The organism is Allobosea sp. 117 (assembly GCF_000702305.1).
Classification (GTDB): Bacteria; Pseudomonadota; Alphaproteobacteria; order Rhizobiales; family Xanthobacteraceae; genus Ancylobacter.
Map to the genome: position 1 here is coordinate 106,563 of NZ_JNLC01000002.1, position 24,778 is coordinate 131,340.

Sequence of the window (24,778 nt, forward strand, 5' to 3'; positions counted from 1 at the left end):
CTCCGGCCGATCCCGCCCACTCGCGAACGGAACCGATTATGAGCCGGTTCGCCCGCGCGGCAAGCGACATGCGTGCCTCAGGCCGCCGCGTCGCTCTCTTCCTCCTCGGCGAGGCGCTCCTTGGCCGGGCCGGCCGGTGCCGGCGCGGCGTCGGCAGACGTGTCGGTGGCGGATTTGCCGGTCGCGACACTGCCCTCGCCGGTGGCGCGCAGCGTCTCGCGGGCGCGGTCGGCCTCGCGCTGGCGTTCCCACATGGAGTGGTAGAGGCCTTGCCTGGCCATCAGCTCGCCATGGGTGCCGCGCTCGGCGATGCGGCCCTGCGCCAGCACGATGATCTCGTCGGCGGAGATGACGGTCGAGAGCCGGTGCGCGATGACCAACGTCGTGCGTCCCTCGGAGACGCGGTCGAGCGCGTCCTGGATCTCGTGCTCGGTGTGGCTGTCGAGCGCCGAGGTCGCCTCGTCGAGCAGCAGGATCGGCGGCGCCTTCAGGATGGTGCGGGCGATGGCGACGCGCTGCTTCTCGCCGCCGGAGAGCTTCAGGCCGCGCTCGCCGACCTCGGTGGCGAAGCCCTTCGGCGTCTGGCGGATGAAGCCGTCGATCTGGGCGAGCCGCGCCGCCTCCTCGACCTCCGCCTCGGTGGCGTCGTGGCGGCCGTAGCGGATGTTGTAGCCGAGCGTGTCGTTGAACAGCACGGTGTCCTGCGGAACCATGCCGATGGCAGCGCGCAGGCTCTCCTGGCTGACGTCGCGAATGTCCTGCCCGTCGATGGTGATGCGCCCCGACGCCACGTCGTAGAAGCGGAACAGCAGGCGCGAGATGGTCGACTTGCCGGCACCCGAGGGGCCGACGATGGCGACCGTGCGCCCGGCCGGCACCTCGAAGGAGACACCTTTCAGGATCTCACGGTCCGGATCGTAGGAGAAGCGCACATCCTCGAAGCGCACCGCGCCGCCCGCCACCTGCAGAACCGGCGCCGCCGGCTTGTCCTTGATCTCCGGCGGGCGGGCGAGGATGGCGAACATCGCCTCGATGTCGATCAGCGACTGCTTGATCTCGCGATAGATCATGCCGAGGAAGTTCAGCGGCTGGTAGAGCTGGATCATCATGGCGTTGACCATGACGAAGGAGCCGACCGACTGGCGCCCGGCACGGATGTCCATCACGCACAGCGCCATCACCGCGGTAAGGCCGAGCGTGAAGATCACCGCCTGCCCGGCATTGAGCCAGGCGAGCGAGGTGTGGGTGTGGATCGAGGCGCGCTCATAGCGGGCCATGGAGCGGTCATAGCGTGCCGCCTCCCACTTCTCGGCGCCGAAATACTTCACCGTCTCGTAGTTGAGCAGGCTGTCGACCGCCTTGGTGTTGGCGTCGGTGTCGCTCTCGTTCATCGCCCGCCGGATCGACATCCGGTACTCGGTCATCAGGAAGGTGAAGAGCGTATAGCCGCCGATCATGCCGACGGTGGCGAGCACGTAGCGCCAGTCGAACTGCCAGAACAGCACGACGATGACCATGCCGAATTCGAGGATGGTCGGCGCCAGATGCAGCACCAGCATGCGCACGATGGTCTCGATGCCCTCGCGCGAGCGCTCGAGAACGCGCGTCAGGCCGCCGGTCTTGCGCTCCAGATGGAAGCGCAGCGACAGCGCGTGCATGTGCCGGAAGGTCTCCAGCGCCAGGCGCCGTACCGCATGCATCGCCACCTTGGCGAACAGACCGTCGCGCCATTGCGTGAGCCCGGCCATCACGATGCGCGCGAGGCCGTAGCCGAGGGTGAGCACCAGCGGACCGGCGAGCAGCAGCGCGATGGTGTCGGTGGAGATCGCGGCGCCCTCGCCGCTCGCCACCGCGTCGGTCGCCCATTTGAAGATGAAGGGCGTCGCCAGCGTCGCCACCTTGGCGAGCACCAGCAGCGCGAGGCCCCACAGCACGCGGGCGCGCAGGTCCATGCGGTCGGCCGGCCAGAGATAGGGCATCAGCCCGCGCAGCGCGACCAGCAGGCTGCCGCGAGGCGTCTCGATGGCGGAGGTCGGAGCTGTCGGGGCGGCAGGACCGGTGGGGCGCGAAACCGCGGTTCCGCTGTCGGGGGCACTCATAGTTCAGGAATCCATTTCCCGGTCATGCGCCCTGTCCGGCGATGATCGTTTGCGTAGAGATAGTGTCGGACCCGGCCGGGGCCAAGCGCACGGCCGCTTGCGTTGCGGCACCATCGGGGTTGCCGGCGAGCAATGCGAGCAGCGGCCCGAGCGTGGTGGCGAGCTCGGCGATCACCGTCCGGTCGAGGCAATAGCAGGAACGCGGACCCTCGATGGTGCCGGTGACGATGCCGGCCTCCTTCAGGATCTTCAGGTGCTGCGAGACGGTCGACTGGGCGAGCGGCAGCCCCCGCACGATCTCCCCGCACATGCAGCGGTCGCGCGCCGCGAGCGCTCGCACGATGGCGAGCCGCGCCGGATGCGCGAGCGCGCGCAGCCGCAGCGACAGGAGCTCGTCGGCCTCGCAGCCGAAGGAATCGGTGGTCGTTGACATCGCTTATCGTCGATAGACGATGATTGCGACGGCAGCATGGCGGAGGGTCGGGCGTCGCACGTCATCGGCGATTGCACGGGACCGCAGGCGATGTCATTGGAAGGGGTTCCGGCGCTTGACGCCCTCCCGTCGCACTGCAACATGGTGCTCATGTCGACCATCAAAAGCGTATGCGTCTATTGCGGGGCCGCCTCCGGCGACGACCCGGTCTATACGGAAGCGGCCATCGAGCTCGGGCGCACTTTTGCCCAGACCGGTGTGCGGCTCGTCTATGGCGGCGGCGGAGTCGGGCTCATGGGCGCGACCGCGCGGGCCTGCGCCGAGGCGGGCGGACGCGTCACAGGCATCATCCCTGATTTCCTGATCGGCAAGGAGCAGGCGTTCGACCATGCCCATGAGCTGGTGGTCACGCAGGACATGCATGAGCGCAAGCGGCTGATGTTCGAGCGGGCGGACGCCTTCGTCGCCCTGCCCGGCGGCGTCGGCACGCTGGAGGAACTGGTCGAGCAGCTCACCTGGGTGCAGCTTAACCGGCATCGCAAGCCGGTCATGCTGCTGAACATCGCCGGCTTCTGGGATCCGCTGCTGGCCCTGTTCGACCATATGCAGGCGACCGGCTTCATCAATGTCGCCCGCCCGGTGAAGCTGCTCGTCGCCCATCACGCGCGCGCCGTGCTGCCCAAGCTGAACACCGCCGTCGCGGATGTCGAGCAGGCCGATCTCCACGGCGCCGTCGAGGCGCAGGTCGTCGACCGCATGTGAGGCCGCCGGCCGTCGGCACGACCTCAGAAACCGATTCAACGGACGGGAAAAGGCGAGTCGGGAGAATCGCTTGCGCGACGATCCTGAAGCCGTTTCCCACATCCTTGCGTTCCCGATTCAAGGCCGCGGAGGACCCGCCGGGTCGCGCTCACCTGCTTGCGCCGCATGGCCAAACATCGCATAGCCCGGAAGGGAGCCATAGGCGGTTCAGGCGGGGAGTGTGAGGTGGTGCGATCGGGCGCGGCGTTCCGCGGCGTTCTTGCCGGGCTCGACCTCGCGATCGCGCTGCTGATCGCCGGCATGACGCTCGGCGCGATGGTCGCGGTCTATGTCCCGGTGCCGTTCTGGGACGAGTGGGAGATATTCACCACCACCGATCTCGCGGCACGGCTGTTCGAACCGCACAACAATCACCGGCTGGTGCTCTTCCGGCTGCTGGCGATCGCCGACAATGAGCTCGCCGGCGGCACCTACCTCGTCCAGTACGCGGCCATACTGGTGCTGCAGGCGGCGCATGTGCTGCTGCTCGTGCTGGCGGCCTATTGCGCCGGCCTCGCCAAGCCGGCCGACCTCGGCATCGCCGCCGCCCTCGCCGTGGGGGCGCTGTTCTGGCGGGTGCAGGAGCAGAATTTCTTCTGGGGCTTCCAGAGCCAGTTCGTCGGCGTTCATGCGGCGGCGACCGCTGCCTTTCTGGGCCTCGCGCTGCTGCCGGGCTGGACCGGCGTCGCGGCCGCCGCGCTCGCGGCAGCGCTGGCCGCCGGCTTCATGGCGAACGGCATGCTGGTGCCGGCCCTGCTGGTCGTGCTCGCGCTCTGGCTGCGCCGGCCGGCGACTCAGGTGATCGCACTCGGCATTTTCACCGCCGGGCTGCTGGCGCTCTACTTCGCCGGCGACTATGGGGCGCAGCGTAGCTATGCGGACCCTTTCGGGGCGCTGCACGAGCCGCGACAGCTCGCCCTCTTCATCGCCGCCTATATCGGCTACCCGGTCGAGGTGATGCTGCGCGGCGATCTCAACGTCGCGATCGCCGGCGGCGTGGCCGGACTTGCGCTGGCGGCGGGCACCGCCCTCACCCTGCTGTGGCGCGGCGGGCTGGCGACGCCGGCGCGCCTCGTGCTGCTGCACGTCGCCGCGTTCAGCCTGGCGACGGCGGCGGTCACTGCGCTCGGCCGCGCGCGCCTCGGCATCGAGCCCGGCTACATAACCAGCCGCTACGCGACGCCGGCGCTGATCTTCTGGGTGGCGCTGGCCCTCCTGCTCTGGAGCCTCCTCAGGCAGGGCCGCCTGCGGCTCGGCGTACCGCTCGCCGCGACCGGCGCCCTCGCACTGATGCTCGCCGACAGCTTCCACAACATCGAGGGCAGCATAAAGCTCTGGCGGGATCATCGCGGCCCGGCGGCGACGGCGATGCTGGCCGGCGTGCGCGATGAGCCGCAGTTGAAGATGACCTTCCCCAACTACACGGTGCTGCCGGACAAGATCGAGCAGCTCCGCGACGCGCGCCTCGCCCTGTTCTCGGCGGAATGGGCGCATTGGCGCGGCACGCCGCTCGCGGACCACCTCGCGCTTCGCCTGAACGACGCGTGCCGGGGAAAATTCGAGCGGGTCGAGCCGGCCGAGGAACCCGCCGGGCAGCCGACATCGGGCGGCAGCGGGTGGCGTGCCTCGGGCTGGAGCTGGGACGAGGCGCAAGGCGGGTCGCCGCGCTGGATCGTGCTGACCGACGCCGCCGGCATGGTGGCCGGCTACGCCATCACCGATGTGCGGCGCCCGGACGTGCCGGCGGCGATTGCGTCGATCGGCGGCAGCGATGTCGGCTGGCGCGGCCATCTGCGCCTCGCGGCGCCGGGAAAGGTCACCGCCTGGATGATCGATCGCGATGCGGCATCGGCCTGCTACATCGGCGCGCTGGATGTGCCTTAGAGAAGAATTGCTCCGGCGACGTGAAGGATGCCTCTCACTCCCCCAGCTTCTTCTCCACCGTGGTGTTGCCGAGCCAGACCCCGCCGAGCGGCACGGTGTTGCGGCTCTTCGGCACATAGCCGCGCTTCTGGAAGAAGCCGAGCGCGTTGTCACTCGCATCCGCCGTGAGGCTCTTGGCGCCGCGCGCGGCGGCGAGCTTCTCCACGGCGTCGCAGAGCAGCGCGCCGACGCCCTCCCCAGTGAAGAGGGGAAGCACATAGAGCAGGTCGATGGCGCGGTTGTCGGCGAGGACGATGAACCCGACCGGGTCGCCGTCGTGGGTCGCCACCAGCGTCAGTTGGCCGGCGAGACGCGCGGCCAGGGCCGCCTCGTCGCCGGCGACGTCCGCCCACGCTTCCTGCTGGTCCTCGTCGTAATCCTCGCCCGTCAGCTCGAAGATGGCGGCGCGGGCGATGGCCGCCAGCACCGGCGTGTCGCCCGGCAGCGCCGGACGCAGGGCGGCGGGCGGCGCCCCGCTCACCGCTCCGCCCTCCGGACGGCCAGCGTGCGCCCCGCGCTCACCGCTTGGGCTCCCAACTGGTGGTGCCGTCCTTGTTGTCCTTGAGCGCGACGCCCTGCGCCAGCAGCTCGTCGCGGATGCGGTCGGAGGCCGCCCAGTCGCGGTTGCGGCGGGCCTCGATGCGCTCGGCGATGCGCGCCTCGATCGCCTCGGGCGCGATGTCGAGCTCGGGCGCGCGGGAGGCGAGCCAGCCGCGCAGCGGCGCCTCGGTGAAGCCGAGGAAGGCGAGCGTGCCGGCCAGCGCCTTCTTGCCGGCGTGGTCCTTCAGCGCGTGCATCTCGGCGATCGCCTTCGGCGTGTTGAGGTCGTCGGCGAGCGCCTCCAGCACCGCCGGCGCCGGGCGCGGATAGGCATCCGGCGCGGCGGCGTCGAACCACTGCTCGAGGATCTTCGCGCTTTCCTCGAGGCTCTTCACCGTCCAGTCGATCGGCTGGCGATAGTGGGTCTTCAGCATGTTGAGGCGCAGCACGTCGCCCGGCCAGTCGGCCAGCAGGTCGCGGATGGTGACGAAGTTGCCGAGCGACTTCGACATCTTCTCGCCTTCCACCTGCAGGAAGCCGTTGTGCATCCACACCTTGGCCATGACGCCGGAGTGGAAGGCACAGCGCGACTGGGCGATCTCGTTCTCGTGGTGAGGAAAGATCAGGTCGATGCCGCCGCCATGGATGTCGAAGGTCTCGCCGAGGTGCTTCCAGCTCATCGCCGAGCACTCGATGTGCCAGCCCGGCCGGCCCGGAACCTCGATGCCGCCCGGCGAAGGCCAGCCCGGCTCGCCCTCCTTCGAGGGCTTCCACAGCACGAAGTCCATGGCGTCGTGCTTGTAGGGCGCGACATCGACGCGGGCTCCGGCGAGCAGTTCGTCGAGCGGGCGGCGCGAGAGCTGGCCGTAATCGGGCATCGACGGCACCGAGAACAGCACGTGGTTCTCGGCCACATAGGCGTTGCCGGAGGCGATGAGCTTCTCGATGAGATCGCGCATCTCGGCGATGTGGTCGGTGGCGCGCGGCTCGACGTCGGGATGGAGGACGCCGAGCGCCTCGATGTCGTCGTGGAACTGCGCCTCGGTGGTCGCGGTGACCCGGGCGATCGCCTCGTTCAGCGACAGCGCCGGATATTCGACCGCCGCGCGCGCGTTGATCTTGTCGTCCACGTCGGTGATGTTGCGCACATATTTGACGTGGTCAGTGCCATAGAGGTGGCGCAGCAGCCGGTAGAGCAGATCGAACACGATCACCGGGCGCGCATTGCCGATATGGGCGAGGTCGTAGACCGTCGGGCCGCACACATACATGCGCACCCTCGCCGGATCGAGGGGAACGAATGTCTCCTTCGCCCGCGTCAGCGTGTTGTAGAGCTTGAGCTCGACAACGCCCGGTCTCGTCTCGCCCGACATATCGATAGCCGTCCCTGCGTCCCTCATGGGCGCCGCCGATAGGCGCGCGCCGGCGCGTCTGTCGTCTCTTTGCCCCGCCACGTCAAGGGATCGGCGGTCCGGCGCTGCGGCGCCGGTGCCACAGCCGGCGCAAATCCGCCACGGCCACCCCGGTCGCCGTTGACCATCCCGCTGCATCCCGATTAACCAAGCGCCGGAAAAAATGACGGATGAACGGCGGTTCACCGCGACGTTCACTCTCCATTCAAACCTTTTGCGCCAGATTTCGGCCACGTCATCGCCAGAATACGGCCCGCCCGAAGCAAAGCCCCACCAAAGCTCATCCCCATGATTCTCGCTCGCGCCCTTCTCGTCGCCACCCTGGCGCTCACCTCCGTTTCGGCCTTTGCGGGCGAGACGAAGACCTTCCTGATCGACAGCTCGGACGGCTACGGCATCGACGGCTGCATCGCCTCCGGCGCCGCCTGCGGTGCGGCGATGGCCGGTGCCTGGTGCCGGGCGCACGACTTCGAGCGCGCGGTCAGCTTCGGCACGGTGGAAAGCGATGCGCGGATCACCGCCATCTCGACCGCCCCGGTCCGCACCGCCTGCATCGGCGGCAGTTGCTCGCAGGCGGTGGCGATCTCCTGCGAGAAGTGAGCGCGCGGCGGCGAGGCCGCCGGCTTCCCGCTCACGCCGTCACTTCAGGAAATCCGCGCATTTCGGCGTCTCGCCGGTGCCGCCCCAGGGCATGATCGGGACGCTGGTGGTCGAGTTCTTCGGGCTGCCGTCGATCAGCTTGTCCGAATAGACGAGATAGACCAGCACGTTGCGCTTGGCGTCGCAGCCCCGCACGATCTGCATCTTCTTGAAGATCAGCGAGCGGCTCTCGCGGTAGACGACGTCGCCCTGCTCGAACTTGCCCTTGAAATTGATCGGGCCGATCTGCCGGCAGGCGATCGAGATGTCCGACACCTCCTCGGCGACGCCGAGCATGCCCTTCACGCCGCCCTTCTCGGGCAGCGTGTAATGGCAGGCGACACCCTCCACCAGCGGGTCGTCGATGCCGTAGGTGGCGAGCTTGTCGTCCGGCGTGAGGAACTTCCAGACGGTCGACTTCCTGAAGATCAGGTCGGGCTCCTCCGCCCGTGCCGGCGCGGCGGCCACGCATGCGAGGCCGAGGCCGGCGAGAAGGGCGAGCGGGGCGAGGCGAATCATCTGGGCCGTCTCCGGTGGGGTGTCGCGCCGCATATGGTAAGGAACTGGGGCATCGGAAAGATGATCCGCGGCGTATCCGCGGCCTGGCGCCCGGTTCGCAGGCGGGTTCAAACTTTGGCCACCGTTGCCGCGCTCATTGCCATCCCCGCCTCCGGCGCTTACGGAAGGCGGGACGCATATTGACCAGCGCGCAGTGACCTGAACGAGACGACGGCGGACGACATGACGATCAGATGCGACCTCATCGGCCGCACAGTGCTCGCGGGGGCTGCCGCCCTCCTCCTCGCCGCCGGCGCCGCCTCGGCGCAGAATCCGCCGGTCGTCTACGGCCAGCCGGCGCCGGACCGCTCGGCCACCTGCATCCGGCTCGAGGGGCAGCTCGCCCAGCTCGACCGCGGCGGCGGGCAGCGCAATTCCGAGCAGGCGGTGGGCCAGCTTCGCGCCAATGTGGACAATCTGTCCGCGCAGGTCCGCCAGATGGGCTGCGACAAGCGCGGCTTCCTCATCTTCCAGCCGCAACTGCCGCCCCAGTGCGACGCGCTGAACCGCCAGCTCACCCAGGCGCGCTCGGCGCTCGACCGTGCCACCATGCAGTCCGGCGACAGCGGCATCAACGAGCAGCGCCGCCAGCTCGTCTACCAGCTCGCCCAGAACGATTGCGGCCCGCAATATCGCGCGGCGCTCGGCGGCGGCCAGCCCGGCGGGGGCGGTGGTGGCGGCGAGGCACGCCGGCCGCGCAATTTCTTCGAGCAGCTCTTCGGCGTCCCGCGCGACATGACGGAGAGCGACGAGACCGGACCGCTCGACATCCAGCCGATGGAGATGCCGAAGGTCTCGACCTATCGCACCGTGTGCGTGCGCACCTGCGACGGCTTCTTCTTCCCGATCTCCTTCGCGGCGACGCCGGCGCGCTTCCCGACCGACGAGCAGCTCTGCCAGCGCCAGTGCCCGGGCACCGAGGCGCGGCTGTTCGCCTATCGCAACCCCGGCGGCGACATCGAGAACGCCACCGCGGTCAACGGCCAGCCCTACATGTCGCTGCCGAACGCCATGCTGTTCAAGAAACAGTATGTCTCGGCCTGCTCGTGCCGCCCGGCCGGCATGGGCTGGGCGCAGGCGCTGCAGGGCGCGGACGGCGACGTCACGCTGCGCAAGGGCGACATCGTGGTGACCGAGGACAAGGCGCGCGAGATGTCGCAGCCGCTGCCCGCGACGCCGGCGGCGGCCGCCAAGCCCAAGCCGCAGCCCCAGACGCAGCCGCCGCAGCAGCAGTTCCAGCCGAACCCGCAGCCCTACCCGCCGACCCAGCAGTTCAGCCCGGCGCAGTGAGCGTCAGGCCGCCTGCCCGAGCAGCCGCGCGCGGGCCTTCTCCCGGCCGATGAGCGGCAGCAGGGCCTTCAGCTCCGGCCCACTCTCCTGCCCGGTCAAGGCGAAGCGCAGCGGGTGGAACAGCGCGCGGCCGGCGCGCCCGCTCGCCGGCTTCACGCTCGCGATCCAGCGGGCATAGACCTCGCCATCCCAGATTTCCGGCAGCAGGCCGGCGGCCTGCGCGAGGAAGGCGGCATCCTCCGCCGCCACGACGGGGGCGACCGGCCCCTCGACGACCCGCCACCACCCCGCGGCATCGGCGAGACGGGCGAGATTGCCCCGCACCGCCAGCCAGAAATCCTCGCCGCCGGCGACGCCGAGCGCGGCAAGACGCTCACCCACCGCCGCATAGGGGAGCAGATGCAGCGTCGCGCCGGTGAGCGCCGCGAGCTCCTGCGGATCGAAGCGGGCCGGCGCGCGCGAGATCTTCGAGAAGTCGATGCGCGCCGCCAGCGTATCGAGGTCGGCCACCGGCTCTACCGCCATGGAGGTGCCGGTGAGCACGGCGAGCGCCGCCACCGCCAGCGCCTCCTCGCCATCCTCGCGCAGCGCCCGCAGCGAGAGATGGCCGAGCCGCTTCGACAGCCCCTCCCCGCTCGGCAGAGTGAGCAGGTTGTGATGAGCGAAAACCGGCGGGCGGGCGCCCAGCGCCTCGAAGATCTCGGTCTGCACCGCCGTGTTGGTGACGTGGTCCTCGCCGCGCACCACATGGGTGACGCCCATGTCGATGTCGTCGATCACCGAGGTCAGCGTATAGAGATAGGAGCCGTCGGCGCGGATCAGCACGGGATCGGAAAGCGCGCCGGTCTCGATATGCTGCGGCCCGCGCACGAGGTCGACCCACTCGACGCGCCGGCCGTCCAGCCTGAAGCGCCAGTGCGGGCTCCTGCCCCCGGCCTCGAAGGCGGCGCGCTGCGCGGGCGTGAGCGCCAGCGCCGCGCGATCATAGATCGGCGGCAGGCCGCGCCGGCGGCGGCTGAGGCGCTTGGCCTCCAGTTCTTCCTCGCTCTCATAGGCCGGGTAGAGATGACCCGAGGCCTTGAGCCGCTCGACCGAGGCGTCATAGAGCGCGAGGCGCTTCGACTGGTGCTCGACGCGGTCCGGCGCGAGGCCGAGCCAGGCCAGATCCTCGGCGATCGCCTCGGCGAATTCCGCCGTCGAGCGGGCGGTGTCGGTGTCGTCATAGCGCAGGATGAAGGTCCCGTCCTCGCGCCGCGCGACGAGCGCGTTGTAGAGCGCCGTGCGGGCATTGCCGACATGCAGCAATCCGGTCGGCGACGGCGCGAAACGGAGGATGGGGCGAGGAGCGGAATTCTGGCTCATGGTGCGGCCTTATCGCCGAGCCGGCGCCGGCTTACAACCATATGAGCAGGCTACTCCCGGATCGCGCGGCCGAGATTCCGGGCCAGCTCGACATTCCGCGCCCGGTCGAGCCCGGCGAGGCCGATCAGCCGGGCCGAATCGACGTCGGCGTTGCGGAAATCGGCACCCGCGACATTGGCCCCGGTGAAGTCGGCGCCGGCAAACTCGGCACCGACCAGCGAGGCGCCGGACAGGTTCGCCCCCTCGAGGTCGGCGAACTGGAGCTGCGCGCGCGACAGGTTGGCGCCGGTCAGATTGGCGCCGCGCAGATCGGCCGAGTTCAGCACGCCGCGCATCAGGCCCATCGACTGGTTGCGCATGTCGGCGCTGAAATCGGCGCCGGACAGGTCGGCCCCGCGAAAATCGGCGCGGCTGAAATCGCCGGCGATGCGGGCGCCGGAAAGATCGGCGCCGCCCAGCCTGCCGTCCTGCAACTGGGTGCCGAACAGGCTCGCCTTCTTCAGGCTGGCGCCGCCGAGATCGGCTTTCAGCATCCAGGCCTGATCGAACAGCGCGCCGTCCAGCCGGGCGCCCTTGAGGTTCGCGCCGTTGAGCAGCGCGGCGCGGAAGCTGGCGCCCCTCAGGTCGAGACCGGACAGGTCGAGGCCGTTCAGCCGGCGGCCGGAGAGGTCCACCGGCACGCCGGGGGCCGCCTTTGCGATCAGCGCCTCGACATCGGCGCGGCCGATCTCCGCCGTCGTCATCTGCGGCGAGGCGAGGTCGAGGTGGCGCAGCATGTCCTGCGCGGCCGCCGGGACGATCAGCAGGCAGGTCACGGCCAGCCAGGCGCAGCGGATGATCGACAATGTCTTCATGGCGCCACTCATCCGATCACGCATGACCCTGCGAAATCACAGACGTCACGAGTAATACCATTCCGCCCGGACCAGCGCGCCATCACGACTGCGGGATGCCGCGCCGCGCTGCGTCCAGACCTAGACCGTCTCGCGGAACCGGTTGGTGATCGGGTAGCGGCGGTCGCGGCCGAAATTGCGCGGCGTCACCTTCACGCCCGGCGCCGCCTGCCGGCGCTTGTATTCGGCGATGTTCAGCATGCGCTCGACCCGCGCCACCAGCGGCGCCTCGAAGCCCTCGGCGACGATGGAGGCCACCGGCATCTCGCGCTCCACCAGCCGCTCCAATATGGCGTCGAGCACGTCATAGGGCGGCAGGCTGTCCTGATCCTTCTGGTTCTCGCGCAGCTCGGCGGTCGGCGGCTTCATGATGACGTTCTCGGGGATCACGACGCCGTCCGGGCCCAGCGCGCCGGCCGGCTTCCAGCGGTTGCGCAGGTGGCAGAGCCGGAACACCTGCGTCTTGTAGAGGTCCTTCAGCGGGTTGTAGCCGCCGTTCATGTCGCCATAGAGCGTGGCGTAGCCGGTCGACATCTCCGACTTGTTGCCGGTGGTCACTACCATCGAGCCGAACTTGTTGGAGATCGACATCAGTATGGTGCCGCGCGCGCGGGACTGCAGGTTCTCTTCCGTCACGTCGCGCGGGCGGCCGTCGAAGAGCGGCTTCAGCACCTGCTCCAGCCCTTCCACGGCCTCGGCTATCGGCACGATGTCGTAGCGGCAGTCCAGCGCCTCGGCGACGCCGGCGGCATCGGAGAGCGACTCGTTCGAGGTGAAGCGGTAGGGCAGCATCACGCAGTGCACGCGCTCAGACCCCAGCGCGTCGACCGCCATGGCGGCGACGAGGGCGGAATCGACGCCGCCGGACAGGCCCAGCACCACGCCGGGGAAACGGTTCTTCTCGACATAGTCGCGCAGGCCGATGACGCAGGCGGCGTAATCCGCCTCGTCGTCCTGCAGCAGCGGGGCGCGCACGCTCGTCTCGCAGCGCCAGCCGTCCGCCCAGCGCTCCCAGCGGGTGAGCCGGATGCGTTCCTGGAAGTTCGGCATCTGGGTGGCCAGCGTGCGGTCGGCGTTCAGCACGAAGGAGCCGCCGTCGAACACCAGCTCGTCCTGCCCGCCGAGCTGGTTCACATAGGCGAGCGGCAGGCCGCTCTCCACCACGCGGGAGACCGCGATGTTCATGCGCTCGTCATAGACGGAGCGGCGATAGGGCGAGCCGTTCGGCACCAGCAGGAGCTCGGCGCCGGTCTCGGAGAGGCACTCGACGACGTCCGGCGTCCAGATGTCCTCGCAGATCGGCACGCCGAGGCGCACGCCCCGGAAGGCGATCGGCCCCGGCAGGGGGCCGGGCGCGAACACACGCTTCTCGTCGAACACGCCGTAATTGGGCAGGTCGACCTTGTAGCGCGCCGCCGCGACGGCGCCGCCGTCGAGCAGCAGCACGGCATTATAGAGCCTGCCGGCCTCGACCCAAGGCGAGCCGATCAGCACCGCCGGCCCGCCATCCGCCGTCTCGGCCGCCAGCGCCTCCACCGCCTGCCGGCAGGCGAGCTGGAAGGCAGGCTTGAGCACGAGGTCCTCGGGCGGATAGCCGGCGATGAACAGCTCGGTGAAGACGATGAGATCGGCGCCCTGTCCGGCGGCCTCGACGCGCGCCGCACGCGCCTTCTCGGCATTGCCGGCGACGTCGCCGACCACCGGGTTCAGTTGCGCGAGAGCGATGAGGAGCTGGTCGGCGGGGGCGCTGGACATGTCGCTGATTTATAGTCCCCGCGCCGCATCGGCAATGATCAGAAGCGTATCACGCGATCACCGCCGCCGATGGAAGGGAGCGCATCGAGCCACGCTCCCGCAGGGCCGCGTGCCAGCCGAGCGCCTCCTCGATCAGGTGCGGCGTGTGCCCGCCGCGGGCGGTGGCGCGGGCGACATAGTCGGCCAGCGCATCGCGGTAGGACGGATGCGCGCAATGGGCGACGATCAGCTTGGCCCGCTCGCGCGGCGCGAGGCCGCGAAGGTCGGCGAGGCCCTGCTCGGTCACCACGATGTCGACGTCGTGCTCGGTGTGGTCGACATGGCTCACCATGGGCACGACGCTCGAAATGGCGCCGTCCTTGGCGAGCGACTTGGTGACGAAGACCGAGAGATAGGCGTTGCGCGCGAAATCGCCCGAACCGCCGATGCCGTTCATCATGTGGGTGCCGCCCACATGGGTGGAGTTGATGTTGCCGTAGATGTCGAATTCCAGCGCCGTGTTGACGGCGATGACGCCGAGCCGGCGGATGACTTCGGGGTGGTTGCTGATCTCCTGCGGGCGCAGCACCAGCTTCGGCTTGTAGCGCGCGAAGTCCGGCAGCACCGCCTGGTACTTGTCGCGCGACAGGGTGATCGAGGAGCCGGAGGCGAAGTCGAGCTTGCCGGCATCGAACAGGTCGAAGGTGCTGTCCTGCAGCACTTCCGAATACATGGTGAGGTTGTGGAACGGGCTGTCGATCAGCCCGTGCATCACCGCATTGGCGATGGTGCCGATGCCGGCCTGCAGCGGCAGGAGCTGGTTGGTCAGCCGGCCCACCGCCACCTCGTGCTTCAGGAACTCGGTGAGATGCCCGGCAATCGCCCGCGTCTCGACGTCCGGCGGCAGCACGGTCGAGGAGGAATCGAGCTTCGAGGTGACGACGATGGCGGCGATCTTCTCGGGCTCGATCGGGATGAAGGGCAGCCCGATCCGGTTCTCCGGCGCGACGATGGGGATCGGATGGCGCACCGGCCGCCGGGTCGGGATGTAGATGTCGTGCAGCCCTTCCAGCAGCGCCGGCTGCGACATGTTGATCTCGACGATCACCTTCGGCGCCAATATGGCGAAGCTCGCCGAATTGCCGACCGAGGTGGTCGGGATGATGCCGCCCTGCTCGGTGATGGCGACCGCCTCGATCACCGCCACGTCGACCGGGCCGATTTGCCGGGTGCGCAGCAGCTCCACCGTCTCCGACAGATGCTGGTCGACGAACATCACCTCGCCGGCATTGATCGCCTTGCGCAGCGCCGGATCGGACTGGAAGGGGATGCGCCGGGAGAGCACGTGGGCCTCGGCGAGCTGCTTGTCGAGGTCGTTGCCGAGCGAGGCGCCGGTGATCAGCGTGATCTTCAGCGGTTCGCGCTTGGCCCGCTCGGCCAGCGCCATCGGCACCGCCTTCGCCTCGCCGGCGCGGGTGAAGCCGCTCATGCCGACCGTCATGCCGTCGGTGATGAGACGGGCGGCCTCCTCCGCGCTGGTCACCTTGGCGTGCAGGGAGGCTTGGCGAATACGCTCGTGGGGCATGACGGAACCGACCGCAGAAGGGAACTCCCCGTCCGATAGCCGCTCGCGGGCGGAGGGGCGATGCGACTTTCGGGCGACGGGAATGTCCTTATGCGTCCAACGCAGAGCTATTCGGCCGCCAGCATCAGCTTGCGGCCGGGGAGCGCCTGCTCGCGCCCCCAGTCCGCCAGCAGTAGGATGGCGGGGCGCAGCGCTTCGCCCTTCGGGGTCAGGCGGTAGCCGACCTGCGGCGGCACGGTGGGGTAGACGGTGCGGGCGATCACCGCGTCCGCCTCCAGCTCGCGCAGGGCTTTCGCGAGGATGCGCTGGGTGACGTTCGGCGTGCGCCGGCGCAGCTCGCTGAAACGCAGCTCGCCGCCCAGCAGATGATAGATGATGCCGCCCTTCCACTTGGCGCCGATGATCTCCAGCGCCGCCTCGACCGGGCAGCCCAGGCTGCAGCTATAGTCCTCGTGACGTCTGGCCATCGCCGCCTCCGCATGGATCGCGCGCGCAATCTAGTACGGGTGGCCGACATGTACGACCCCCGCCGGTCCGGCGGCGGTCCTTCGATCCGCACACCCACAAGAGACAACGGAAGGAGCGAGCCGGTCCGAAAATTCGGTTGTGCAAATCTCAATTGACAACCTAAGGTTTACGAACGAGTATTTTCTACCGCATCATTCGTTCGATCGTGGAATTTCCATGCCGAATTGGACAACGAGCGATCTCAAGAAGCAGTGCAAACGCGCAGCCGACAAGGGATGGCTGCCATTCTTCCAGGATTCCGGCGCCGACTACACGTTCGACGCAGTACTGCTCATGGCCATCACTTCGCGCGAAACGAACATGAAGAACATCATCGGCGACGGCGGCCACGGATACGGCATCATGCAGATCGATGATCGTTCCTTTCCGGAGTGGTGCCATTCCGGGGCCTGGCAGGATGTCGAGCAAGGCATCGCCAAGGGCGCGCTCGTCCTCGACGGCAAGCGGACCAATGTCGAAAAGAACCAGGGAAAAAAGATCGTCTTCGGCAAGAAAAGCTTCGTCGGAAAGGCAAATCTGACCGCCGCCGAGATTCTTCGGATCAGTATCTCTTCCTATAATTGCGGATGGTGGGCGTATTACAATTTCTCAAAAGGCCACGACGTCGACAAGAGCAGCACCGGCCACGACTACTCTGCCGACGTGCTGAGCCGGATGGCCACGATAAGAAACATCCTCTTCCCGTGACACAGATCGAGCCCGCACGTAAATCCAACATGGGAGGGCGACATGCCTGGAAGCGGCATATACCCCAACGCGATCTCCGTGCCATTCATGGCGCCGAGTCCGGCGTTCGACCCCAGCTATCCGTTCCGAGGCGTTTTGCACACAACGCAATCGACGGACTACAACGTCTCGACGACGAGTTATTATGGCGGAACGAACGCTCCCCATTTCACGGTTGTACGCAAATCATCCGGGGTCAAGGTATATCAGCATTTTTCTATCAATAATGGATCGAGAGCACTTAAGAACAAGGATGGCGGCGTGCAGACCAACAGGGCCAGCGCCATCCAGATCGAAATAGCGTGGCGCTCCGAAAACATTGCGAAACTTCATCCGGATATAATCCAGTCGCTTCACGACCTGATAAACTGGATCTCGGCGGCCAAAGGCATCAGCAAGTCCGCTCCACCCTTTTTCCCTGAGGATCAGGCAGTGGGTTCGGGCGCCACATCCCGGATGTCATTCTCGACCTGGAAAAACTTCAACGGCTGGTGCGGCCATCAGCACGTTCCCGAGAACCTGCACTGGGATCCGGGCCCTCTCGACATCGGCAAAATCTTCTGAGCGCGGCCGCCGGCCGGACCGGGAGGGAGCGCGAGGGGCCGGGCCTGCCGCCCGCCCGCGCGGGTTACACCCCTGATACCACCCTACAAACTTGTGCTGTCTTGCGGATTTCCGCTCGGCATCGACATTGGACGGGAAGCTACCCATCACCATGCGCCGCCCCGGCGCGGGAGACCTGTCCATGAAAGCCGTCGGCTATATCGAATCCCTGCCCATCTCCGACGAACGCTCGCTGTTCGACTTCGAGACGCCCGTCCCCTCCCCCGGCCCGCGCGACCTTCTGGTCAAGATCGCCGCCATCTCGGTGAACCCCGTCGACACCAAGGTGCGCCTGCGCCGGCAGGGCACGCCGGACGCGCCGGTGATCCTCGGCTGGGACGCCGCCGGCATCGTCGAGGCGGTGGGCGCAGAGGTGACGCTGTTCAAGCCGGGCGACGAGGTGTTCTACGCCGGCAACATCAACCGGCCCGGCACGAACGCCGAGTACAACCTCGTCGACGAGCGCATCGTCGGCGCGAAGCCGAAGACGCTCGGATTTGCCGAAGCCGCGGCCCTGCCGCTCACCTCCATCACCGCCTGGGAAGGCCTGTTCGACCGGCTTCAGGTGCCGAAGAAGGGCGCAGGCGGCAAGCTGCTGGTGGTCGGCGCGTCGGGCGGCGTCGGCTCGCTGGTGACGCAGTTCGCGCGGCAGCTCACAGACCTCACCGTGATCGGCACCGCCTCGCGCCCCGAAAGCCGGAAATGGGTCGAGGAGCTCGGCGCCCACGCGGTGATCGACCATTCGAAGCCGCTGTCGGAGGAACTCGCGCGGGCGGGCTTAGGCGAGGTGGACTACGTCTACAGCCTCACCCAGACCGACACGCACTGGGCCGAGATCATCAAGGCGGTGCGCCCGCAGGGCCGTATCGCGCTGATCGACGATCCCAAGTCGCTCGACGCGCTGGCGCTGAAGGGCAAGAGCCTGTCGCTGCACTGGGAGCTGATGTTCACGCGCTCGATGTTCGGCACGCCGGATATGATCGCGCAGCACGAGCTGCTGAGCGAGGTGTCGCGCCTCGTCGACGCGGGCACCGTCCGCACCACGCTCGGCGCGAATTACGGCACGATCAACGCCGCCAATCTCAGGCGCGCCCATGCCGCGATCGAGAGCGGCCGCTCGATCGGCAAGATCGTGCTGGAGGGGTGGGGCTGACGGCGAAGAGGCGGGCCGGAAGATCCGGCCCGCCGCGTGTCACTCGGCGGCCTGCGTCACCGGGCGGGTGCGCCCGGCGCGCTCCTGCTTCAGGAGCTCGGCGACGAGGAAGGCCATCTCGATGGCCTGCTCGGCATTGAGCCGCGGGTCGCAATAGGTGTGGTAGCGGTCCTTCAGGTCCGCATCCGAGATCGCCCGCGCGCCGCCGGTGCATTCGGTGACGTTCTTGCCGGTCATCTCCAGATGCACGCCGCCGGCGAAGGTGCCTTCGGCGGCATGCACCGCGAAGAAGTCCTTCACCTCGGAGAGGATCTGGTCGAACGGGCGCGTCTTGTAGCCCGAGGCGGCCTTGATGGTGTTGCCGTGCATCGGGTCGGACGACCACACCACGGTGCGGCCCTCGCGCTTCACCGCGCGCACCAGCGCCGGCAGGCTGTCGGCCACCTTGTCGGCGCCGAAGCGGCCGATCAGCGTCAGCCGGCCCGGCTCGTTCTCCGGGTTCAGCGCGTCGATGAGGCGGAGCAAGTCGTCCGGCTTCAGCGACGGGCCGCACTTCAGCCCGATCGGGTTCTTCACGCCGCGGCAATATTCGATATGCGCGTGGTCGAACTGGCGGGTGCGATCGCCGATCCAGATCATGTGGCCGGAGGTCGCGTACCAGTCGCCGGTGGTGGAATCCACCCGCGTCAGCGCCTGCTCGAAGCCGAGCAGCAGCGCCTCGTGGCTGGTGAAGAACTCGGTCGAGCGCATCTCCGGATGCGTCTCCGGGTCGATGCCGATGGCGCGCATGAAGTCGAGCGCCTCGGTGATGCGATCGGCGAGCGCCTGGTAGCGGCCGGACTGCGGTGAGTCCTTGATGAAGCCGAGCATCCACTGATGCGCGTTGCCGAGGCTGGCATAGCCGCCATTGGCGAAGGCGCGCAGAAGGTTCAGCGTCGCCGCCGACTGGCGGTACGCCTCGAGCTGCCGGCGCGGATCGGGGATGCGCGAGGCCGGGGTGAACTCGATGTCGTTGATGATGTCGCCGCGATAGGACGGCAGTTCCACCCCGCCCACGGTCTCGGTCGGAGCCGAGCGCGGCTTGGCGAACTGGCCGGCGATGCGCCCGACCTTCACCACGGGGGAAGCGCCGGCATAGGTCAGCACCACCGCCATCTGCAGGAAGACGCGGAAGAAATCGCGGATGTTGTCGGCCGAATGCTCGGCGAAGCTCTCGGCGCAGTCGCCGCCCTGCAGGAGGAAGGCCTCTCCCTTGGCCACCTTGGCAAGCTCGCGCTTCAGGCGACGGGCCTCACCTGCAAAAACCAGCGGCGGAAACGAGGCGAGCTGACGCTCCACCGAAGCCAAGGCTTCGGCGTCCGGATAATCCGGGACCTGCTGGATGGGCTTGGCCCTCCAACTGTCCGGCGTCCAGCGTTCAACCATCTTCGCCTCCACTACGTCGTCGCAGGGCATCACCCCCTGCGGAAAGGCCGGCCTTATACACCCAAGGCCGAGAACAAAGCCAGAGCATGGCGCGCCATGGCGGGATTGCGGGAGTGCCGCAAACCGGAGCCCATGTTCCCCGGACAAGCTGCGCGCAGCGCAGCGCCGATCCGGGGTCCAAGGAGAAAGTCGGCGAAGTCGCCACATCCTTTTCAGGAAGCGCCGCGGCTGCGGCGGAATCTCTCCTGGGTCCCGGCTCGGCGCTCCGGCTACGCCTGCGCTGGGCCGGGACACCCGGCCCTCAGATCGCCGGGGTCATCTCGGCGGACGCCTCGGGGAGCTGGTCGCTCGACGGGTGGCGGTCGCGCAGCGTCACGAGTTCCTCCGCCGCACTCGGATGCAGCGCGACGGTGCGGTCGAAATCCGCCTTGGTGGCGCCGACGGTGAGCAGGACGCCGACAAGCTGGATGATCTCCGCGCTCGCCTCGCCGAGGAGATGCGCGCCGAGCACCCGGTTGTCCTTCTGGTCGACCACCAGCTTCATGAACACCCGCGTCTGGCGGCCGGACAAAGTCGCCTTCATCGGCCGGAAGCTGGTCTTGTAGATGTCGACCCGCCGTCCCTGCGCGCGCGCCTCCGCCTCGGTGAGGCCGACCACGCCGACCTCCGGCTCGGTGAAGACCGCGGTCGGGATCAGCGAATGGTCGACGCTCCACGGCTTGCCGCCGAACACGGTGTCGGCGAAGGCATGGCCCTCGCGGATGGCGACCGGCGTGAGGTTCGCCCGGTCGGTGACGTCGCCGACCGCGTAGATCGAGGGGATGTTGCTGCGCGAACCCGCATCGACCGCGATCGCGCCCGCCTCGTTCAGATGGACGCCGACCTTGTCGAGGCCGAGGCCTGTCGTGTTCGGCGTCCGGCCGATGGCGAGCATCACCTCGTCGGCGAAGAGATCGCGCCCGTCATTGAGACGGATGCGCTTCCCGCCGCCCTCGGCATGGATGGCCTCGATGGTGGCGCCGAACTCGAAGGCGACGCCATGTCCCTCCAGCTCCTTCACGATCAGCTCGCGGATATCATCGTCGAAGCCGCGCAGCAGCTTGTCGCCGCGATGCACGACCGTGACCTTCGTTCCCAGCCCGGCGAGCAGGCTGGCAAATTCGAGCGCGATATAGCCCGCCCCCTGGATGACGATGCTTCCCGGCTGGCGTTCGAGATGGAAGATCTCGTTCGAGGTGATGCCAAGCTCGCGGCCGGGGATGTCGAGACCGAGATTGGGCCGTGCCCCGGTGGCGATGAGGATGGTGCCGGCGGTGACGCGCGTGCCGTCGGCGAGGCGCACGGTGTGGGCGTCCTCGAGCTCGGCGCGCTGGGGAACGATCTCGACGCCGGATTTCTGGAGATTGGCGTGATAGGCCGCCTCCAGCCGGGCGATCTCCTTGTCCTTGTTGGCGATCAGCGTCGCCCAGTCGAAGCGCGCGCCCTCCACGGTCCAGCCGAAGCCGGCGGCGTCCTCGAACTCGCCGGCGAAGCGGCCGGCATAGACCATCAGCTTCTTCGGCACGCAGCCGCGAATCACGCAGGTGCCGCCGACGCGGTATTCCTCCGCCACCTTCACCCGCGCGCCGTAACCTGCGGCGATGCGGGCGGCGCGCACGCCCCCCGAGCCCGCGCCGATGACGAACAGGTCCACATCATAGCTGGTCATGGGTCCATCCCCGATTTCACCGCTGCATGTCGGCTCACGGCGCCTCGGCGTCAAGCCATACGGCGCGGCGCGCATGGCTGCCCTGAAAGGCAAGCGGGCGCAACGTTTGCTCCCTCTTTGGTGGAACTCGACAGAGCGGGATGCGCGCACTAGCCTGCGCCCTCACTAAGAAGCGGCGTCCGTGTTTCGAAACGCCGCACGCACATGGCTCAGGAGGAAATCCATGTCGAACATGATCCGCGGCACTCTGCTGGGGATGACCCTGGCGCTGGCCGTTCCGCTCGGCGCCGCCCAGGCTCAGGTCAACGAACTCAAGATCATGGCGCCCGCCGCGCCCGGCGGCGGCTGGGACCAGACCGCGCGCTCGATGCAGCACGCCCTGCAGACCGAGAAGATCGTCGGCAACGTGCAGGTCATGAACGTGCCGGGCGCCGGCGGCACCATCGGCATCGCGCAGTTCGTCAACAGCTCCAAGGGCGATCCGAACGCCCTGATGGTGTCGGGCTATGTGATGGTCGGCGCGATCATCACCAACAAGTCGCCGGTCGACCTCTCGCAGGTCACGCCGCTGGCGCGGCTGACCGGCGAGTACGAGGCACTGGTCGTGCCGACCAGCTCGCCGCTCAAGACCATGGACGACTTCGTCAAGGTGCTGAAGGCCGACCCGGCCAAGGTGTCCTGGGCCGGCGGCTCGGCGGGCGGCACTGACCACATCACGGCCGGCCTGATCGTGAAGGCGCTTGGCATCGAGCCGAGCAAGCTGAACTACATCGCCTTCTCGGGCGGCGGCGAGTCGCTCGCCTCGATCCTCGGCGGCAAGGTCACGGTCGGCCTCAACGGCCTCTCCGAGGTCGAGCCGCAGGCGAAGGCCGGCAAGCTGCGCATCCTCGGGGTCTCCTCGGCCCAGCGCCTGCCGGGCATCGACGCGCCGACCTTCAAGGAAGCCGGCGTCGACGTCGAGGTGCAGAACTGGCGCATGGTCGCCGCCGCGCCCGGCATCAGCGCCGAGCAGAAGAAGGCGCTGCTCGACGTGGTAGAGAAGATGGCGAAATCCGCCACCTGGCAGGACACGCTGAAGACCAAGGGCTGGGCCGACACCTATCTGGCCGGTCCCGAGTTCGAGAAGCAGCTCGCCGCCGACATCGCCAACACCAAGGTCGTGCTGAAGGATATCGGCCTCACCCAGTGAGGCCCGGGCGAACGCCGCCCTCCTTCCGCAATTCGCCACCCGGACGCAGGAAACCGCGTCCGGGTGGCCCCGTCTCCACCCTCCTCCGCACGCTCCCGCCCCGACATCCCTGGAAGGCTCCCTCCATGTCCGATCCGGCTCAGCCGCCGTCCCGGCCAACACCCGACAAGGCGGGCTTCGTCATCGCGCTCGGGCTCGCCGTGCTCGCCGTGGTGGTGGGGCTCGACGCGTGGCGGCTCTCCGCGATGCCGTCCTATTCCGCGGTCGGCCCGGCGGCGTTCCCGGCCATCATCGCCGGCGGTCTCGGCATCCTCGCCATCGCCACCGCGATCGAGGCGCTGAAGGGCGCCGAGGAGGAGCGCCCGCACGACGAGGTCAAGCCGATCCTCTGGGTGCTCGGCGGGCTGCTCGGGCAGATCGCCCTGCTGCCCTTCGCCGGCTTCTCCATCGCCACCGGCTGGCTGTTCGCCGCCACCGTGAAGGGCTTCGGCCGCGGGCCGGTCTGGGCGCATTTCCTCGCCGGCGCGGTCATCAGCTTCGTCATCTACGTCATCTTCGCCAAGGGGCTCCAGCTCTCGCTGCCGGCCGGCCCCATCGAGCGGCTGATCTGAAGGCGCCCGGTCCATGGAAACCTTTGATGCCCTCGGCCAAGGCCTCTTGATCGCTCTCCAGCCGTCCAACCTGCTGTTCGCCTTCATCGGCGTCATGCTCGGCACCGCCGTCGGCGTGCTGCCGGGCATCGGGCCGGCGCTCACCGTCGCGCTGCTGCTGCCGATCACCTTCAAGCTCGACCCCGCCGGCTCGCTGATCATGTTTGCCGGCATCTATTACGGCGGCATGTATGGCGGCTCGACCGCCTCGATCCTGCTGAACACGCCGGGCGAGAGCTCGTCGATCGTCACCGCGCTCGAAGGCAACAAGATGGCCCGCGCCGGGCGCGGCGGGCCGGCGCTTGCCACCGCCGCCATCGGCTCCTTCGTCGCCGGCACCATCGCCACCATCGGCTTGGCGCTGGTGGCGCCGACCGTCGTCGACATCGCCATCTCCTTCGGGCCGGAGGACTATTTCGCGCTGATGGTGCTCGCCTTCACCACCGTGTCGGCGGCCTTCGGCTCATCGGTGACGCGCGGCCTCGTCAGCCTGTTCCTCGGCCTCACCCTCGGCCTGATCGGCATCGACCTGCAGAGCGGCCAGGCGCGCATCTCCTTCGGCATACCGGACCTTCTGGACGGCGTCGAAGTGACGACGCTCGCCGTCGCGCTCTTCGCCATCGGCGAGACGCTGTCCGTCGCCGCCGCCGGCAACCGGGCGGAGGAGGTCATCGAGCCGGTGCGCGGCTCGGTGTTCATGAGCAAGGAGGACTGGAAGCGCTCCTGGTTCCCCTGGCTGCGCGGCACGGCGCTGGGCTTCCCGATCGGCGCCATGCCGGCCGGCGGCGCGGAGATCCCGACCTTCCTCTCCTATGCGCTGGAGAAGCGGCTCTGCAAGAAGCCGGAGGAGTTCGGCAACGGCGCCATCGAAGGCGTGGCGGGTCCCGAGGCGGCCAACAACGCGGCCGCCGCCGGCGTGCTGGTGCCCCTCCTCACCCTCGGCCTGCCGACCTCGGCGACCGCGGCGATCATGCTCGCCGGCTTCCAGCAATACGGACTCAATCCCGGCCCCCTGCTGTTCACCACCAATCCGGACCTCGTCTGGGGCCTGATCGCCAGCCTGTTCATCGCCAACGGCATGCTGCTGGTGCTGAACCTGCCGTTGGTCGGGCTGTGGGTGCGGCTGCTGGCGATCCCGCGCCCGTGGCTCTATGGCGGCATCCTCGTCTTCGCGACGCTGGGCACGCTCGGCGCCAATCCGTCGCTGGTCGAGCTCGGCATGCTGGTGGTGTTCGGCCTGCTCGGCTACGTGCTGCGCCGGTACAATTATCCGATCGCCCCGGTGGTGGTAGGGCTGATCCTCGGCCCGCTCTCCGAGCAGCAGCTTCGCCGGGCGCTCGCCATCAGCGTCGGCGATCCCATGGTGCTGTTCCAGAGCCCGATCGCGCTGACGCTCTACGCGCTGTCGATCCTGGCGCTGCTCGGGCCGATGCTCTTCACGCTGATCACCGGCAGGCGCGCCCCGGTCGGCGGCGACGAGGACTGATACCGGAAACGACGAAGCCCGGCTGTCTCCAGCCGGGCTTC

22 protein-coding genes are annotated in these 24,778 nt (G+C 68.5%); 10 read left to right on the top strand and 12 right to left on the bottom strand.

Annotated features, from left to right (window positions below):
• Nucleotides 1–77: 77 nt before the first annotated feature.
• Nucleotides 78–1,979: an ABCB family ABC transporter ATP-binding protein/permease gene (locus tag U742_RS0101470; protein WP_248310229.1), complete on the bottom strand. Its 1,902-nt coding sequence runs from the start codon at nt 1,977–1,979 to the stop codon at nt 78–80.
• Nucleotides 1,980–2,121: 142 nt separating this feature from the next.
• Nucleotides 2,122–2,532: an ArsR/SmtB family transcription factor gene (locus U742_RS0101475; RefSeq protein WP_051660768.1), complete on the bottom strand. Its 411-nt coding sequence runs from the start codon at nt 2,530–2,532 to the stop codon at nt 2,122–2,124.
• A gap of 150 nt (nt 2,533–2,682) precedes the next feature.
• On the opposite strand from U742_RS0101475, the gene U742_RS0101480 reads away from it, so the two are divergent.
• Entirely contained in the window at nt 2,683–3,294 is a 612-nt protein-coding gene (locus tag U742_RS0101480) for an LOG family protein (RefSeq protein WP_029349345.1), read from the top strand.
• A gap of 225 nt (nt 3,295–3,519) precedes the next feature.
• Nucleotides 3,520–5,217: a hypothetical protein gene (locus tag U742_RS0101485; protein ID WP_029349347.1), complete on the top strand. Its 1,698-nt coding sequence runs from the start codon at nt 3,520–3,522 to the stop codon at nt 5,215–5,217.
• Nucleotides 5,218–5,251: 34 nt separating this feature from the next.
• Here U742_RS0101485 and U742_RS0101490 read toward each other — a convergent pair whose 3' ends face one another.
• Together U742_RS0101490 and cysS are read right to left on the bottom strand one after the other, a co-directional pair.
• Entirely contained in the window at nt 5,252–5,737 is a 486-nt protein-coding gene (locus U742_RS0101490; protein ID WP_029349349.1) for a GNAT family N-acetyltransferase, read from the bottom strand.
• A 37-nt stretch (nt 5,738–5,774) separates the two neighbouring features.
• Nucleotides 5,775–7,169, bottom strand: coding sequence for a cysteine--tRNA ligase (cysS, locus tag U742_RS0101495; protein WP_029349351.1), 1,395 nt, complete (start codon nt 7,167–7,169; stop codon nt 5,775–5,777).
• Between the two features lie 327 nt (nt 7,170–7,496).
• On the opposite strand from cysS, the gene U742_RS0101500 reads away from it, so the two are divergent.
• On the top strand, nt 7,497–7,808 hold the full coding sequence (locus U742_RS0101500) for a hypothetical protein (protein WP_029349355.1): 312 nt from the start codon (nt 7,497–7,499) through the stop codon (nt 7,806–7,808).
• A gap of 39 nt (nt 7,809–7,847) precedes the next feature.
• Here the strand turns inward: U742_RS0101500 and U742_RS0101505 are convergent, their stop codons facing one another.
• Complete coding sequence (locus U742_RS0101505) at nt 7,848–8,366, bottom strand: CreA family protein (protein WP_029349357.1); 519 nt, start codon at nt 8,364–8,366, stop codon at nt 7,848–7,850.
• 222 nt (nt 8,367–8,588) lie between these two features.
• Here U742_RS0101505 and U742_RS0101510 point away from each other — a divergent pair, with 222 nt between their 5' ends.
• Nucleotides 8,589–9,695 (top strand): DUF2865 domain-containing protein, encoded by a 1,107-nt coding sequence (locus U742_RS0101510; protein ID WP_081852762.1) that lies wholly within the window; start codon nt 8,589–8,591, stop codon nt 9,693–9,695.
• A 3-nt stretch (nt 9,696–9,698) separates the two neighbouring features.
• Here U742_RS0101510 and U742_RS0101515 read toward each other — a convergent pair whose 3' ends face one another.
• From U742_RS0101515 to U742_RS0101535, 5 genes are all read right to left on the bottom strand, one after another.
• Entirely contained in the window at nt 9,699–11,057 is a 1,359-nt protein-coding gene (locus tag U742_RS0101515) for a glutamate--tRNA ligase (RefSeq protein WP_029349360.1), read from the bottom strand.
• A 50-nt stretch (nt 11,058–11,107) separates the two neighbouring features.
• Nucleotides 11,108–11,911 (bottom strand): pentapeptide repeat-containing protein, encoded by an 804-nt coding sequence (locus U742_RS0101520; RefSeq protein ID WP_029349362.1) that lies wholly within the window; start codon nt 11,909–11,911, stop codon nt 11,108–11,110.
• Nucleotides 11,912–12,031: 120 nt separating this feature from the next.
• Nucleotides 12,032–13,705 carry an NAD+ synthase gene (locus tag U742_RS0101525; RefSeq protein ID WP_029349364.1) on the bottom strand — a complete coding sequence of 558 codons (1,674 nt, stop codon included), beginning with the start codon at nt 13,703–13,705 and terminating at the stop codon, nt 12,032–12,034.
• A 49-nt stretch (nt 13,706–13,754) separates the two neighbouring features.
• The gene (locus tag U742_RS0101530; protein WP_029349365.1) at nt 13,755–15,269 is read right to left on the bottom strand and encodes an acetyl-CoA hydrolase/transferase family protein; all 1,515 of its coding nucleotides are present in this window, start codon (nt 15,267–15,269) and stop codon (nt 13,755–13,757) included.
• 107 nt (nt 15,270–15,376) lie between these two features.
• Nucleotides 15,377–15,736 carry a winged helix-turn-helix transcriptional regulator gene (locus tag U742_RS0101535; protein ID WP_029349368.1) on the bottom strand — a complete coding sequence of 120 codons (360 nt, stop codon included), beginning with the start codon at nt 15,734–15,736 and terminating at the stop codon, nt 15,377–15,379.
• Nucleotides 15,737–15,953: 217 nt separating this feature from the next.
• Between U742_RS0101535 and U742_RS0101540 the strand changes: the two genes are divergently transcribed.
• The 3 genes from U742_RS0101540 to U742_RS0101550 all read left to right on the top strand — a co-directional run bounded on the left by U742_RS0101540 (nt 15,954) and on the right by U742_RS0101550 (nt 18,279).
• Nucleotides 15,954–16,484: a lysozyme family protein gene (locus U742_RS0101540; protein WP_029349370.1), complete on the top strand. Its 531-nt coding sequence runs from the start codon at nt 15,954–15,956 to the stop codon at nt 16,482–16,484.
• A 42-nt stretch (nt 16,485–16,526) separates the two neighbouring features.
• On the top strand, nt 16,527–17,087 hold the full coding sequence (locus U742_RS22765) for an N-acetylmuramoyl-L-alanine amidase (RefSeq protein ID WP_081852763.1): 561 nt from the start codon (nt 16,527–16,529) through the stop codon (nt 17,085–17,087).
• Nucleotides 17,088–17,268: 181 nt separating this feature from the next.
• On the top strand, nt 17,269–18,279 hold the full coding sequence (locus U742_RS0101550; protein WP_029349374.1) for a zinc-binding alcohol dehydrogenase family protein: 1,011 nt from the start codon (nt 17,269–17,271) through the stop codon (nt 18,277–18,279).
• Between the two features lie 39 nt (nt 18,280–18,318).
• Here U742_RS0101550 and U742_RS0101555 read toward each other — a convergent pair whose 3' ends face one another.
• Nucleotides 18,319–19,704 (bottom strand): class II 3-deoxy-7-phosphoheptulonate synthase, encoded by a 1,386-nt coding sequence (locus tag U742_RS0101555; protein WP_029349376.1) that lies wholly within the window; start codon nt 19,702–19,704, stop codon nt 18,319–18,321.
• A gap of 301 nt (nt 19,705–20,005) precedes the next feature.
• Nucleotides 20,006–21,412 carry a glutathione-disulfide reductase gene (gor, locus tag U742_RS0101560; protein WP_029349378.1) on the bottom strand — a complete coding sequence of 469 codons (1,407 nt, stop codon included), beginning with the start codon at nt 21,410–21,412 and terminating at the stop codon, nt 20,006–20,008.
• Nucleotides 21,413–21,668: 256 nt separating this feature from the next.
• Here gor and U742_RS0101565 point away from each other — a divergent pair, with 256 nt between their 5' ends.
• From U742_RS0101565 to U742_RS0101575, 3 genes are all read left to right on the top strand, one after another.
• A complete protein-coding gene (locus U742_RS0101565; RefSeq protein WP_248310230.1) occupies nt 21,669–22,601 on the top strand; it encodes a Bug family tripartite tricarboxylate transporter substrate binding protein in 933 nt (310 codons plus the stop codon).
• A 125-nt stretch (nt 22,602–22,726) separates the two neighbouring features.
• Nucleotides 22,727–23,212 carry a tripartite tricarboxylate transporter TctB family protein gene (locus U742_RS0101570; RefSeq protein WP_029349382.1) on the top strand — a complete coding sequence of 162 codons (486 nt, stop codon included), beginning with the start codon at nt 22,727–22,729 and terminating at the stop codon, nt 23,210–23,212.
• Nucleotides 23,213–23,225: 13 nt separating this feature from the next.
• Complete coding sequence (locus U742_RS0101575; protein WP_029349385.1) at nt 23,226–24,737, top strand: tripartite tricarboxylate transporter permease; 1,512 nt, start codon at nt 23,226–23,228, stop codon at nt 24,735–24,737.
• The last annotated feature ends 41 nt before the right edge of the window (nt 24,738–24,778 follow it).

Bases quoted from the DNA above. Each gene is read 5' to 3' on its own strand.
- U742_RS0101555 (WP_029349376.1), bottom strand. From the start codon at position 19,704: ATGGTTGAACGCTGGACGCCGGACAGTTGGAGGGCCAAGCCCATCCAG.
- U742_RS0101475 (WP_051660768.1), bottom strand. From the start codon at position 2,532: ATGTCAACGACCACCGATTCCTTCGGCTGCGAGGCCGACGAGCTCCTG.
- U742_RS0101480 (WP_029349345.1), top strand. From the start codon at position 2,683: ATGTCGACCATCAAAAGCGTATGCGTCTATTGCGGGGCCGCCTCCGGC.
- U742_RS0101525 (WP_029349364.1), bottom strand. From the start codon at position 13,705: ATGTCCAGCGCCCCCGCCGACCAGCTCCTCATCGCTCTCGCGCAACTG.
- U742_RS0101575 (WP_029349385.1), top strand. From the start codon at position 23,226: ATGGAAACCTTTGATGCCCTCGGCCAAGGCCTCTTGATCGCTCTCCAG.
- U742_RS0101505 (WP_029349357.1), bottom strand. From the start codon at position 8,366: ATGATTCGCCTCGCCCCGCTCGCCCTTCTCGCCGGCCTCGGCCTCGCA.
- U742_RS22765 (WP_081852763.1), top strand. From the start codon at position 16,527: ATGCCTGGAAGCGGCATATACCCCAACGCGATCTCCGTGCCATTCATG.
- U742_RS0101510 (WP_081852762.1), top strand. From the start codon at position 8,589: ATGACGATCAGATGCGACCTCATCGGCCGCACAGTGCTCGCGGGGGCT.
- U742_RS0101540 (WP_029349370.1), top strand. From the start codon at position 15,954: ATGCCGAATTGGACAACGAGCGATCTCAAGAAGCAGTGCAAACGCGCA.
- U742_RS0101515 (WP_029349360.1), bottom strand. From the start codon at position 11,057: ATGAGCCAGAATTCCGCTCCTCGCCCCATCCTCCGTTTCGCGCCGTCG.
- U742_RS0101530 (WP_029349365.1), bottom strand. From the start codon at position 15,269: ATGCCCCACGAGCGTATTCGCCAAGCCTCCCTGCACGCCAAGGTGACC.
- U742_RS0101565 (WP_248310230.1), top strand. From the start codon at position 21,669: ATGACCCTGGCGCTGGCCGTTCCGCTCGGCGCCGCCCAGGCTCAGGTC.
- U742_RS0101535 (WP_029349368.1), bottom strand. From the start codon at position 15,736: ATGGCCAGACGTCACGAGGACTATAGCTGCAGCCTGGGCTGCCCGGTC.
- U742_RS0101520 (WP_029349362.1), bottom strand. From the start codon at position 11,911: ATGAAGACATTGTCGATCATCCGCTGCGCCTGGCTGGCCGTGACCTGC.
- U742_RS0101470 (WP_248310229.1), bottom strand. From the start codon at position 1,979: ATGCCCTATCTCTGGCCGGCCGACCGCATGGACCTGCGCGCCCGCGTG.
- U742_RS0101550 (WP_029349374.1), top strand. From the start codon at position 17,269: ATGAAAGCCGTCGGCTATATCGAATCCCTGCCCATCTCCGACGAACGC.
- gor (WP_029349378.1), bottom strand. From the start codon at position 21,412: ATGACCAGCTATGATGTGGACCTGTTCGTCATCGGCGCGGGCTCGGGG.
- U742_RS0101570 (WP_029349382.1), top strand. From the start codon at position 22,727: ATGTCCGATCCGGCTCAGCCGCCGTCCCGGCCAACACCCGACAAGGCG.
- cysS (WP_029349351.1), bottom strand. From the start codon at position 7,169: ATGTCGGGCGAGACGAGACCGGGCGTTGTCGAGCTCAAGCTCTACAAC.
- U742_RS0101500 (WP_029349355.1), top strand. From the start codon at position 7,497: ATGATTCTCGCTCGCGCCCTTCTCGTCGCCACCCTGGCGCTCACCTCC.